Below are 12,522 nucleotides of genomic sequence, written 5' to 3'. Positions count from 1 at the left end.
CGGAGAAGATTCCCGACCTCCCCCCGCACGGTCGGATCAGCGACCAGGCTGGAGGGCATGCCGCCGCCCAGCCCGACACCGGCCGCCGGAGCTGCCCGGACGCCGCGTACCGCCCTGGCCGAGCTGCTGGCCGGCAACCGTCGGTTCGTCAGCGGCCAGCCGGTGCACGGCCACGACGTCACTGCGGCCGCGGCCGTCGCCTCCGGCGACCAGCAGCCGTACGCGGTGGTGCTGGGCTGCATCGACTCGCGGGTGCCGCTGGAGGCGATCTTCGACCAGACGTTCGGCTCGATCTGCGTGATCCGCACCGGGGCGCACGTGCTGGACCGCGCGGTGTTCGGCTCCATCGAGTACGTGGTGGGGCAGCTCGGCGTGCCGCTGGTGATGGTGCTCGGACACGAGCGGTGCGGGGCGGTCGGCTCGGCGGTGGAGGCGCTGCGCACCGGCGAGCGGCCGGGCGGCTCGCTGGCGTACGTGGTGGACCAGATCGCCCCGGCGGTCCGGGAGGTCGGCGCGGACGACCCGTCCGCCCACCCGCGGGCCGTCCGCCGGCACGTCCGGCGTACGGTGGCCGCGCTGCGCGCCGACGACCTGCTGGCCGGCCCGGTCGCGGCCGGGCGGGTCGCGGTGGTCGGCGCCCTCTACGACCTGGCCACCGGCGACGTCGCACTGCTGGCGGAGTAGCGGCCTGGTCCGGCGACGCCTCGGGCCGAGGTCGCATCAGCCATCAGGGTCCGGAAACGACGAACCGCCCGCCGGGTCACCCGGCGGGCGGTTCGTGGTGTCGCGGTGCGGGACTCAGCCCTCGAAGACACCGGCCTCGACGAGACGCTTCTCGGTCTTGTCCCAGCCGTGGTCCGGGTAGTCGGCCGCGAGGTTGTTGATCTCGGCGCGGACCTTGGCGGCGTGGCCGGCGGCGGCCAGCGTCCGGATCTCCTCGATGAAGGCCTCGGAGTCGGTGCGCAGGCGCTCGGTCTTGCCGTTGGTCAGGTTGCGCACGTAGGCGTGCTTGCCGCCGTTGAGCGGGATGAGGTACTTGAACTCGCCCAGCACGCTGAGGGCGCCACCCTGGCCAGCCTGGCCGGCCCGGACTGAGGCGCGCGCGGTCTTAGAGGTGTTGCTCGCCACGGAGGTACTCCTTGGAGACGTACGGGAGGGACTGAAACGTCCGGGGGCTGTTGCGGGTGACGCCCTGGTGAGCGTCGGCCCGCGAAGATGTGCGGCGGCACAGAACCGCCCAGAGAACTGTACACGACCTCGATGCCTGGCTGGTCATCGCGCCGTCAGGAGGGTCAACGGGGTCAGCCGCCCGGGTATTTCCGCCAATCCGGCGCGGCGAATTTTCCGATTCGCTGGCGCACCATCCGTCACAGCGGTCATCATGTGTTACGGACACCACTCGGGTGGACGAGGTCGTAGGGGAAGACGCACCTCGCTCTCCGGGAGGTCACCGTGCCAACGCGTGGCGTCGTATACGTCCACTCGACCCCGCTCGCCGTGTGCTCGCACGTCGAGTGGGCGATCGCGCGCGTCCTCGCCGCGCCGGTCAACCTGCAGTGGACGGCCCAGCCCGTCGATCCCGGCGCCCGGCGCGCCGAGTGCGGGTGGACCGGTAGCCCGGGGACGGGCGCCGAGCTGGCTGCTGCCCTCCGGCAGTGGCCCATGATCCGTTTCGAGGTGACCGAGGAACCGAGCCCGGGCGTCGACGGCGAGCGCTTCATGTACGTCCCGGGGCGGGGATTGTTCCGGGCCACCGTCGGCGCGGCCGGTGACATCCAGCTCGGCGAGGACCGGCTGCGCAGCATCATGGCGTCCGCCCGGGCCCCGGAGGCGCTCGCGCACGCCCTCGACAAGGCGCTCGGCACCGCCTGGGACGCCGAACTGGAGCCGTACCGGTACGCCGGCGACGGCGCCCCGGTGACCCTGCTCACCCGGGTGGGCTGACAAAGGTCAAGTTGCCCCGGTACGGGGGGAACTGGTGGGATGGGCGGATGTCGACCACCCCTCGACGTGCCCTCGTCGCGCTCGCCGCACTGACCGCGCTGCTCGTCTCCGGCTGCGCGAACCAGCCGAGGGGCCCGCGGATCGCCGCGGCGGAGAGCCCGCCCCCGTCGACCGTGGCGCCGACCCCGTCCGCCGACGACCCGGCGGCCCGGGCGGCGGCGCTGGTCCGCACGTTGGCCGACGAGGACCTGGTCGGCCAGGTGCTGATGCCGTACGCGTACGGCAGCTCCGCGACCAAGGTCTCGCCCGGGTCGGCCGCCGGCAACCAGGCCCTGGCCGGGGTCGACACCCCGGCGGCGATGGTGGCGAAGTACCGGCTGGGCGGGGTGATCCTGGTCGGCTTCAGCGCCGACGACCCCACCTCCGGCAACCAGGCCACCACCAACGTCGACAATCCGAAGCAGGTCCGGGAGCTGACCACCGGGCTGCGGGCGGCCGCCGGGCAGCTCCCCGCCGGCCCGGCCCCCTTCCTGATCGGCACCGACCAGGAGTTCGGCGTGGTCACCCGGATCACCGACGGGGTGACCCTGCTGCCCAGCCCGATGGCGGCCGGCGCGGCCGGGAAGCCGGCGCTGACCGAGGCCGCCTGGCGGGCCGCCGGCGCCGAGCTGGCCGCCATGGGGATCAACATGGACTTCGCCCCGGTCGCCGACGTGCTGGCCACCCGGAGCACCGTGATCGGCTCCCGCTCCTTCGGCGCGGACCCGCAGAACGCCGCCGACCAGGTGGCCGGCGCGGTCCGGGGGCTGCAGGCCGCCGGCGTGGCCGCCACCGTGAAGCACTTCCCGGGCCACGGCCTGAGCGCCGACGACTCGCACAAGGATCTCCCGGTCATCACCCAGTCCCGCGCCGAGCTGGACCGCACCGCGTTCCCGCCGTTCCGCGCCGGGATCGACGCCGGCGCGCTGGCGGTGATGTCCGCTCACCTCGACGTGCAGGCGGTCGACCCGGGCACCCCCGCCACCTTCTCCCGCAAGCTCCTCACCGACGTGCTCCGCGGCCAGTTCCACTTCCCGGGCGTGGTGGTCACGGACGGGATGAACATGGCGCCCGCCAAGCGGTGGTCGCCGGGGGAGGCCGCGGTCCGGGCACTCAACGCCGGCAACGACCTCATCCTGATGACCCCGAACGTCGGCCAGGCGTACGACGGGCTGCTGGCCGCGCTCCGCGACGGCTCGCTGCCCCGGGCCCGCCTGGTCGAGGCGGTCACCCGGGTGCTGACCATGAAGTTCAAACTGGCCGACCGGCCGGCCCCGGACCTGTCGACGCTGGCCGGCGCCGAGCACCGCAAGGCCGCCACCGACCTGGCCGCCGCGGCGGTCACCCTGCTGCGCGGCCGGTGCGGCGCCCCGGTGGCCGGCCCGGTCACGGTCACCTCCTCCGCCGGACGGGACCGCAGCCGCGCCGCGCTGACCCAGGCGCTCACCGCCGCCGGGGTCCGGGTGCTGCCGCGCGGCGGCACCGTGGTGCACCTCGTCGGGTACGGCGACAGCGCCGACGACCTGCGGGCGGACGCGGCGGTGACGGTGGCGATGGACACCCCGTACGTGCTGGCCGACGCGAAGTCGCCGACGCTGCTGGCGACCTACTCGTCCAGCCGGGCGTCGCTGACCGCCCTGGCCGGGGTGCTCGCCGGCAAGGCCCGCCCCACCGGCCGGTCCCCGGTGCCGGTGACCGGGCTGCCCGCCACCGCCTGCGGCAGCTGACCTGCGTCGACGGCCCTGAACCGGCCGTTCGCGACCAGTCCGACTGGTAGCGTCGGGCCGTCCGCCGCAGGAACGGAGGGGCCGTGACCGTACCTCAGCCGGCGCTCTCCGTGGTGGTGCCGATGTTCAACGAGGCGGCCGTCCTGCCACTGCTCGCCGCGCGGCTGCGCGGCGTGCTGCACGGGCTCGGCGAGGCGTACGAGGTGGTGGCGGTCGACGACGGCAGCACCGACGGCACCGCGGCGGGGTTGGCGGCGCTGCGGGCCGGCTGGCCCGAACTGCGGGTGCTGCGGCTGCGCCGCAACAGCGGTCACCAGGCGGCCCTGGTCGCCGGGCTGCTCCGCGCCCGGGGCGGCTACGTGGTCAGCATCGACGCCGACCTCCAGGACCCGCCCGAGGTGATCGTCGAGATGCTCCGCCGGGCCCGCGCCGACCGCCTGGACGTGGTCTACGGCGTCCGGGCCGACCGGAGCCGGGACTCCCGGTTCAAGCGGTGGACCGCGGCCGGCTACTACCGCCTGGTCCGGCACCTGGTCGGCGCGCAGGTGCCCGCCCAGGCCGGGGACTTCCGGCTGCTCAGCCGGGCCGTGGTCGAGGCGCTGCGGGCGCTGCCGGAGCGCAGCCCGGTGCTCCGGCTGGTGGTGCCCTGGTTCGGCTTCGCCAGCGGCGAGGTCGCCTACGAGCGGCGGGAACGCGCCGCCGGGCGGACCAAGTACCCGCTGTCCCGGATGGCCGGGCTGGCCGCGGAGAGCGTCACCAGCTTCTCCGCCGCCCCGCTGCGGGTGGCCACCTGGCTGGGGCTGGTCGGGGTCGCGCTCTGCGGCGTGCTGGTGGTGGTCGCGGTGCTGGCCTGGTTCGCCGGCGCGACGGTCACCGGCTGGCCCTCGCTCTACGTAGCGATGCTCTTCCTCGGCGCGGTGCAGCTGCTCTGCCTCGGGCTGCTCGGCGAGTACGTGGCCCGGATCTACACGGCGGTGCAGGGCCGGCCGGCGTACGCGGTGGCCAGCGACAGCGCCGGCGGTGAGCCGGCCCGCCCGGACTCCGCCGAGCTGGCCGACAGCCTGCGGTGACCGCCCTCGCCGGCGGCGGTCTCGCCCCGTCGGCCGTGGCGCCGCGCCGCCGCCCGGCCGCCCTGCGCCACGCCCCGGCCGTGGCCGGGTACGCGTTCGTCGCCGCCGTGCTGCTGGTGGCCGGTACCCCGGTCGCCGCGCTCGCCCGCTGGACCGGGTACGCGCTGCTGGCCGTGCTGCTCCCCGGCACGCTGGTGTTCCGCGCGCTGCGCCGCCGGCCGCACACCCTGATCGAGGATCTGGCCCTGGGCGCGGCCGTCGGGCTGGTGCTGGAGCTGGCCGCCTGGGCGGCGTTCACCGCCCTGGGCGTGCCCGGCTGGCTGCGGCTGTGGCCGCTCGCCGTGCTGCTGCCGTTCGCCGTCGTGCCCCGGCTGCGCCGGCACTGGCGGGTGCGCTACGCCACCGTCGCGCCGACCGGCTGGGCGTGGTCGCTGGCCGGGGTGGTCGCCGGCTTCACCCTCTACCTGTACTTCTCGTTCCTCGCCGTCAACCCGGTGCTGCCCCGCGACGAGGGCCAGGCCCAGTATCTCGACCTGGCATTCCAGCTCTCCCTCGCCGGGGCGGCCACCCACCAGGTCCCGCCGGACCTGCCGCAGGCCGCCGGGGAACCCCTGCACTACCACTGGTTCGGCTTCGCCCACCTGGCCGCCACCAGCCTGGTCAGCGGCGTCGACCTGCCGACGGTCTTCTTCCGGCTCGGGGTACCCGCGCTCTGTGCGCTTGCCGCCGTGCTGGTCGCCGTCGTCGGCTGGCGGCTCACCGGCCGCCCGTACGCCGGGGTGGTGGCCGCCGCGCTGATGTTCACCGTCGGGGAGTTCGGCTTCGAGAACGGCTGGCGGCAACTCTTCGGCACCCAGGCCACCTTCGTCGTCTGGGGCAGCCCGTCGATGACGTACAGCTGGGTGCTGCTGCTGCCGCTGATCGCCGCGCTCGGCGAACTGGTCGGCCGGGCCCGCGGGGTGCGCGTACCGGCGCTGGGCCGGGGCGCCTGGGCGCTGGTGGTGCTCTTCCTGGCCGCGTCGACCGGCGCGAAGGCCAGCTCGCTGCCCGTGGTGCTGGCCGCACTCGCGGGGACCGCCGCGCTGGCGCTGCTGGTCCGCCGCCGGTTGCCCCGGGCCGTGCTGGTCGCCGCCGGGCTGACCCTGGCCGCGCAGCTCTTCGCCACCGCCGTGCTGTTCGCCTTCGAGAGCCACGGGGTGATGCTCGACCCGCTCTCCGGGCTGCGCCCGTACGTGCCGACCGGACGTCCGGCGGCGGTCACCGTGCTGGTGTGGGCGGCGGTGGCGGTGGCGTTCCTGCTCAACCTCCAGCTCCGGCTGGCCGGCCTGCTGGCCCTGCTGCGGCACCGCCGGTGGCGGCTGGAGCCGGTGCAGGTGTTCCTGCTCGGCGGCGCGCTCGCCGGGCCGGCGATCTATCTGGCCGTCGGCCACCCGGGCAGCAGCAACCAGTACTTCACCCGTACCGGGTTCGTCTTCGGGGTGCTGCTGTCCGCGTGGGGCTGGATCGAGGTGGCCGACCGGGCCGCTCTCTCCGCCCGGGGCCGGCGGCTGCTCGGCGCCGGGGCGGCCGGGTTCGCGGTGCTGCTCACCGCGGTTCAGCTCGGCTCGGCGATCAGCACGCCCGCCAGCCCGGCGTACGCCCCGGTGCTGCCGCTGCTCTGGTGGGCCGGCGCGCTGGCCTTGCTGGCGCTGGTGGTGGCCCTGTACTGGCCGGCGCTGTGCGGGCGCTGGCCGGGGCTGGCCGGCCGGGGCGGGCTGCTGCTGCTCACCGCCGTGCTGGTCGCCGGGGCGCCGGGTCTGGTGCTGGACGCCGCGGCGACCCGGACGTACCCGAACGGCGGGGCGTACCCGGTGGTGGCGATGCCCGCCTCGCGCGTCGAGGCGGCCCGCTGGGTCCACGCGCACAGCGACCCGGCCGACGTGCTCGCCACCAACGTGCACTGCCGGGCCGTGGTGGACGGCCGGTGTGACGCCCGCTCGTTCTGGCTCAGCGGCTACGCGGAGCGCTCGGTGCTGGTGGAGGGGTGGGCGTTCGCGCCCCGGATGGTCGGCCGGCCGCAGGGCCCGTACGCGCCGTTCTGGGACGCGGCCCGGCAGCGCGCCAACGATACGGCCTTCACCGCACCCACCGCCGCCGGCCTGGCCGCCCTGCGTGACCGGTACGGCGTCCGCTGGCTGGTGGTCGACCGGGAGGTCGCCCCGGAGGCACCCGACCTGCGGCGCCTCGCCGACCTGCGGTTCGCGAACTCCCGGATGGCGGTCTACCGCCTGCGGTGAACGGACGGGCCCCTTGTCGAACAAGGGGCCCGTCCGGTCGGTTCAGCCCAGCGGGACCGCCTGGGCGAGCGCCGCGCCGTCCGCCTCGAACGCGGCCAGCAGCGAGGTCGGCGTACGGGCGGTTACCGGTACCACCACGGTCACCGGCGAGCCGGCGGTCAGGGCCACGGTGCGGTCGCCGGTGGACCGGTCACCGTCCCAGCCGTACAGGTAGGTGGTGCCGGCCCGGTCGGCCCGCAGGGTGACCGAGACGCCGTCGGCGACCGCGCGGGCGTCGGTGAGCCGCAGGGTGCCCACCGGCAGCCGCGGCACGGCCGCCGGCGCGATCCCGTCCGTCGCCGCCTGCGCGATGGTCTGGGGGCTGTGGACGCTGCGCGCGGCGGTGTCCGGGAACACCGGGGCGCTGGGCTGGCGGGCCGGCGGGGTGTACCCGGGCAGGGTGACCAGGCCGTACCGGTACGGGTCGGCCCGTACGCCGGTGAAGGTGGACCAGCCCAGCCGCGACTGGGAGGTCAGGTCCTGGGTGTCCGAGTCGTAGACCAGCACGTTGAAGCCCATCCGGGCCGGGTCGACGGCGTCCGGCAGCACGGCGAACGGGATGCTCGCCTCGATGGTGTAGCCGGTGTACGGCGCGCTGACCTTGCTGACCACGGTCATCCCCGGCGCGGTCGTCGCGCCCGGCCCCTGCCGGTTGTCGGCGTCCCGCTGCCAGCATGGTGGGTCGCCGTTGGCCGGGTCGTCGGTGACCGGGAAGATGCCGGCCTTGAAAGCGGTGGAGGTGTCCGCCGAGTTCCCCTTCGGGTCGATGATGATCTCCACGCTGTCGGTGCGGCGCTGCCGCTTGCAGTCCTGCGGCACCACCTTGCGGCCCAGCACGTCGTCGGTGACCTGCACGAAGACCTTCACGGCGTCCTCGGTCCAGGCGATCCGGCCGGTCGCCGAGGCGTCCCGCGCCGTGGTGGGCTCGCCCTCCCAGATCCGGGAGAGGTCCAGCTCCGGGCCGGGGTACTCGCCGGGGGCGGCCACCCCGTCCACCGCGTGCCCGGCCCCGGCGTGCGGCACCTCGCTGATCGGGACGATCTCCAGGGCGCCGGTCTCGACCGTGCTGCCGGCGGCGCTGGTGGTGGTGATGGTGATCCCGTAGTCGCCGTCGGTGCCGCCCTCGTTGGCCGTGGGCAGGGTGGCGTCGGTGTTGGTGACGGTGAAGGTCACCGCGCCGGTCGCGCCGGGGGCCAGTTCGGGATAGCTCCTGGTGGCCGCGTCGGCGCTGAAGCCCGCCGGCAGGCCGAGCGTGACCTGGCCGCGCTGGGCGACCTGGCCGTGGTTGCGCAGATCCACCCGGACCGACCGGCGCTGCCCCGAGCCGATGGTGAGCACCGGCTTGATCAGCGTGTCCAGCTGCGGGTAGCCGCCGTCGCCGGCCCAGTCCCGGAAGATCCCCACCTCGGGCAGCGGCTCCAGGGTGCCGCGCACGTCGGCGACCACCCGCACCGCCCGGTCGGTACGCCCGACGCCCTGCCCGGTGGTCAGGGTCGCGCCGAGCAGCCGCTGCTGGTTGGTGTCGGCGGCGGCCGGCACGGTGACGGTGAAGGTGGCGGTCTGCTCCTGGCCCGCCGGCACCGCGCCGCGCAGCGTGCCGGACCCGGTGGCGGTCCAGCCCTCGGGCAGCCGGAGGGTGACCCGGGGCTGGGTCAGCGCCCGGTCGCGGGGGGCCCGGACGTGCGCGGTCACCTCGACGGTCTCGCCCGGGGCGAGGTCGAACCGGTCCGTGGTCAGGTAGAGCTCGGTGCCCTGGGGCAGCCCGCCGGGCGCGGCCGGCAGCACCGAGCCGCGCAGGATCGCCTCCGGGGAGGTGTCCGCCGGGTCGTACGGGACCCGGCTGTCGACCAGGGTGTAGAAGTCGCAGCGGATCTTGGCCGGATCGGTCGGGGCGGCGGCGGTACCGGCCCAGCCCTGGGTGACGTAGTCGCGGCGGGCGTCCACCTCGATCTCGGCCCAGGTCTTCCCGGTGCGGCTCGGGGTGCCCTCCCAGACGCCGAAGACCTGGTCGGTCGGCACCGTCGGGACGAAGCTCGACGCGCACGCCGGACCGGCGGACGAGCTGCCGGTGCCGCCGGTACGCAGGAACTTCGCCGCCCGGAACGGCTTCAGGCCCTCCTTGGTGAGCTGCTCGGGGAAGGCGTTCGGGTCGGCGGCGGCGTGGAACGCCTCCGCGGCGAACCGGGCGGCCTGCTGGTGGTTGCCGTGGTTGCCAGGGGTGGGTGACGGGTTCATCGTCAGCACGATCTCGGGCCGGGTCTGCCGGATCACCCGCACGATCTGCGCGAGGGTGTCGTCGTGCCCCCAGATCCGCTCGGAGAGCGGAGCCGAGGCGGTGTACCAGAAGTCGACCCGGTCCAGGTTGTACAGGTTCTCCACCCCGGCGCGGCCGATCGCGGTGCGCTCCTCGCGCTCGCGGATGATGCCGAGCGGCGGGCCCTCCTCGAGGCCGACCGCGTTGCCGCCGCCCTCGCCGCGGGTGATGGTCACGACGCCGGCCTTCGCGCCGTACCGCTCCTTCCACTGGCCCAGGGTCGCGAGGCTGCCCGCCTCGTCGTCGGGGTGGGCGCTGACGAAGAGCACGTCGAGGTCGACGGCGGGTGGGGCGGGCGCGGGCGCGGCGAGGGCCACGCCCGGGACCCCGGAGAGGGCCAGGGCGAGCGCCGTGGGTAGCAGGAACGTCTTGCGTCGCATGCGGATCCTTCCGACTGGGCCGAGGTCCGGGCAGCCGCCAGCGACGTCGGACGCGGGCCGGCGTCGACGTGGTGGTCGCTTTCGGACGGTGGGCGGTGGGCGGCGGGACGGTGGGTGCCGACGGGCACCCCGGGCCGCCGGGTACGCAGCGGTACGGGACTCCGTACACACTGGAAGGCCTTCGCTCGGTGACGCTAGGGACCGGCGCGGCGGCTCGTCAATGCTGTGCAAGATCTTTCTTAATTTGCGGAAGAAAGTAATTCGCCGCCATGGACGGTCTGGATCTTGCTCCACGCCGGGAAGTGTCGACCGGTTCGTCGACATTTCCGCTGCTCATCACGGTCGCGTCGGGTGGCCGAGACCCATTCGTTACTTGACTCAATAATTCGTTCGCCGTAGGAAGGAAGTGTGACTGACGTGGTGACGCCACCGACGAGCCCGGTGAGCCGGGAGCGGTCGAAGGAGATCAAGCGGCTCTCCGTGATCTCCGCCGCCCGCCAGGTGCGGGTGCTCTCCCGCGCCGAGCTGACCGAGCTCACCGGGTTGAGCCCGGCCACGCTCACCCCGCTGGTCCGCGACCTGATCGCCGAGGGCTATCTGATCGAGCGCGGACCCGGCGCGTCCCGGGCCGGCCGGCCGCGGGCCATGCTGGAGTTCAACCCCCGCGCCGAGCTGGTCGCTGCCGTCTCGCTGGAGCCGTCCCGGATCAGCTGCGAGATCGCCGACAGCGACGGCGGCGTGGTGGCGCACCGGACCGTGCGGCTCATCGGCGACATCGTCGACCTGATCTGCACGGCGGTGCCCGACCTGGCCGGCGACGGCCTGCCCGCGCTGCGCGGGGTGGCCATCGCCGCCCCCGGCGTCTCCTCCGGCGGTGCGGTCCGGCTCGCCCCCTCGGTCGGCCTGGTGGAGGGGCGGCCGATAGGGGAGTCGGTGCGGCAGCGGCTCGGGGTGCCGGTGGTGGTCGACAACGACGTGAACCTGATGGCCGCCGGCGAGCACGCGGCCGGCGCCGGCACGGACGTGGCCGACCTGCTCCTGCTGCACGTCGCCGACGGCATCGGGGCCGGCCTGGTGCTGGACGGCCAGGTCCGCCGGGGCTCCGGCGGGGCGGCCGGCGAGGTGGGCTTCCTGCCCCTCGACCCGGCCGACCGTGGCCACGACGGGATCGGCCCGTTCGAGGCCCGCTGGTCGGAGAGCGCCATCGCCGAGAAGGTGGTGTCCCTGGCCCCGGGCCGCCGGCCCGAGTCGCCGGTACGGGCCCTGGTGGACCTGGCTGCCGCCGACGACCTGGCCGCCGCGTACCTGGACGAGGTGCTGGCCGCCTGGTCCCGCCTCATCGTCTCCTGCGCCTGCGTCGTCGACCCCGGCCGGGTCCTGCTCAGCGGGGCCGCCGCCGAGCTGGACGACGCCGCGGTCGACCGGCTCCAGGCCCTGGTGTCGGCCGCCGCACCCAGCCAGACCGAGGTCCGCCGGGCGGTCCTCGGCGACCGGGCCGTGCTGCACGGCGCGGTCAGCTACGCCCTCTCCGCCGCCGCCGCGGGCCTGTCCACCCTGCTACCCGCCCCCTAGACCCTTCCCTTCAGAACAACGCAGTTCCCCCACATCCCTCGGAGGTACCCCATGAGACGCCGACTTCTTCTCGCCGGAGCGCTCGCCGCCGTCCTCGCCGCCGGCACCGCCTGCGGTGGCGGCTCGACCGACAAGGCCGCCGGCGAAACCGAGAAGCTGACGATCTACACGGCCCGCGACAAGAAGGTCGCCACCTTCGTCGTCGACAAGTTCACCGCCAAGTACCCCGAGTACAAGGGCAAGGTCGAGGTCCTCAACCTCGGCGCGCAGGAGATCCTGGAGCGGGTCCGGGCCGAGAAGGCCAACCCGCAGGCCGACGTCTGGTGGGGCGGCACCCAGCAGGGGCTGGCCGCCGGGGCCACCGAGGGCCTGCTCAATCCCTGGCAGCCGTCGTTCGCCGGCAAGATGGACGCCAAGTACAAGGACCCGGAGGGCCGCTGGTTCGGCGAGATCCTGCTGCCCGAGGTCATCATGTACAACAACAAGGCCCTCACCCCGGAGCAGGCCCCGAAGGACTGGGACGACCTGCTGAAGCCGGAGTGGAAGGACAAGATCATCATCCGGGACGTGGCCGCCTCCGGCACGATGCGGTCGATCTACGCCTCGATGATCCAGCGGCAGTCGCCGGACGGCAGCAACCCGCAGCCGGGCTACGACTGGCTGAAGAAGCTCGACGCCAACACCGGCGCGTACGCGGCCAACCCGACCGACCTCTACCTGAAGATGTCCCGCCAGCAGGGCGTCCTCAGCGCCTGGAACCTGCAGGACATCCTGCTCCAGGCCAACCAGTCCAACATGCCCTTCGGGTACGTGATGCCGGCCTCCGGCGCCCCGGTCCTGGTCGACGGCCTGGCCGCGGTCAAGGGCGGCAACACCACCGGCGCGCAGAAGTTCATCGAGTTCCTCTTCGACGACTCGCTCCGCGCCGACCTGGCCAAGGACTACTTCCAGATCCCGGCCGTGGACATCGCCGAGAAGCCGGAGTGGCTGAACCAGCTCAACCTCAAGCCGCTGGACGTCGACTGGGACGTGATCGGCAAGAACGAGACCGAGTGGATCAACCACTGGAACAGCCAGATCAAGAACAAGGGCTGATCACCGGGGTGCCGGGTGCGACCTCGCGCCCGGCACCCCGCCCCCTGCCACGCACGCCGCCAGACC

The 12,522-nt window shown here is 74.4% G+C and carries 9 protein-coding genes; 7 read left to right on the top strand and 2 right to left on the bottom strand.

The window, feature by feature from the left end; translation table 11 throughout:
• Positions 1-57 precede the first annotated feature (57 nt).
• Positions 58-684, top strand: a complete 627-nt coding sequence (locus tag ACFYML_RS23840) for a carbonic anhydrase (RefSeq protein ID WP_387422746.1) — start codon at positions 58-60, stop codon at positions 682-684.
• A gap of 114 nt (positions 685-798) precedes the next feature.
• Here the strand turns inward: ACFYML_RS23840 and ACFYML_RS23835 are convergent, their stop codons facing one another.
• A complete protein-coding gene (locus ACFYML_RS23835) occupies positions 799-1,128 on the bottom strand; it encodes a hypothetical protein (protein ID WP_357434869.1) in 330 nt (109 codons plus the stop codon).
• 324 nt (positions 1,129-1,452) lie between these two features.
• On the opposite strand from ACFYML_RS23835, the gene ACFYML_RS23830 reads away from it, so the two are divergent.
• The 4 genes from ACFYML_RS23830 (at position 1,453) to ACFYML_RS23815 (ending at position 7,056) form a co-directional block, all read left to right on the top strand.
• A complete protein-coding gene (locus ACFYML_RS23830; protein WP_357434870.1) occupies positions 1,453-1,944 on the top strand; it encodes a DUF3145 domain-containing protein in 492 nt (163 codons plus the stop codon).
• A 47-nt stretch (positions 1,945-1,991) separates the two neighbouring features.
• A complete protein-coding gene (locus ACFYML_RS23825) occupies positions 1,992-3,710 on the top strand; it encodes a glycoside hydrolase family 3 protein (RefSeq protein ID WP_387422745.1) in 1,719 nt (572 codons plus the stop codon).
• An 83-nt stretch (positions 3,711-3,793) separates the two neighbouring features.
• Positions 3,794-4,780, top strand: coding sequence for a glycosyltransferase family 2 protein (locus ACFYML_RS23820; protein WP_387422744.1), 987 nt, complete (start codon positions 3,794-3,796; stop codon positions 4,778-4,780).
• Positions 4,777-7,056 carry a hypothetical protein gene (locus tag ACFYML_RS23815; RefSeq protein WP_387422743.1) on the top strand — a complete coding sequence of 760 codons (2,280 nt, stop codon included), beginning with the start codon at positions 4,777-4,779 and terminating at the stop codon, positions 7,054-7,056. Before ACFYML_RS23820 ends, ACFYML_RS23815 begins: the two co-directional genes overlap by 4 nt.
• A 42-nt stretch (positions 7,057-7,098) precedes the next feature.
• Here ACFYML_RS23815 and ACFYML_RS23810 read toward each other — a convergent pair whose 3' ends face one another.
• The gene (locus tag ACFYML_RS23810; protein WP_387422742.1) at positions 7,099-9,789 is read right to left on the bottom strand and encodes a sugar-binding protein; all 2,691 of its coding nucleotides are present in this window, start codon (positions 9,787-9,789) and stop codon (positions 7,099-7,101) included.
• A 408-nt stretch (positions 9,790-10,197) separates the two neighbouring features.
• Between ACFYML_RS23810 and ACFYML_RS23805 the strand changes: the two genes are divergently transcribed.
• Together ACFYML_RS23805 and ACFYML_RS23800 are read left to right on the top strand one after the other, a co-directional pair.
• Positions 10,198-11,361 (top strand): ROK family protein, encoded by a 1,164-nt coding sequence (locus tag ACFYML_RS23805; RefSeq protein ID WP_387422741.1) that lies wholly within the window; start codon positions 10,198-10,200, stop codon positions 11,359-11,361.
• 51 nt (positions 11,362-11,412) lie between these two features.
• The gene (locus tag ACFYML_RS23800; RefSeq protein WP_073833744.1) at positions 11,413-12,456 is read left to right on the top strand and encodes an extracellular solute-binding protein; all 1,044 of its coding nucleotides are present in this window, start codon (positions 11,413-11,415) and stop codon (positions 12,454-12,456) included.
• Positions 12,457-12,522 lie beyond the last annotated feature (66 nt).

The organism is Micromonospora sp. NPDC007230 (assembly GCF_042869115.1).
Lineage (GTDB): Bacteria > Actinomycetota > Actinomycetes > Mycobacteriales > Micromonosporaceae > Micromonospora.
This window is presented reverse-complemented; position numbering and strand designations above follow the sequence as displayed.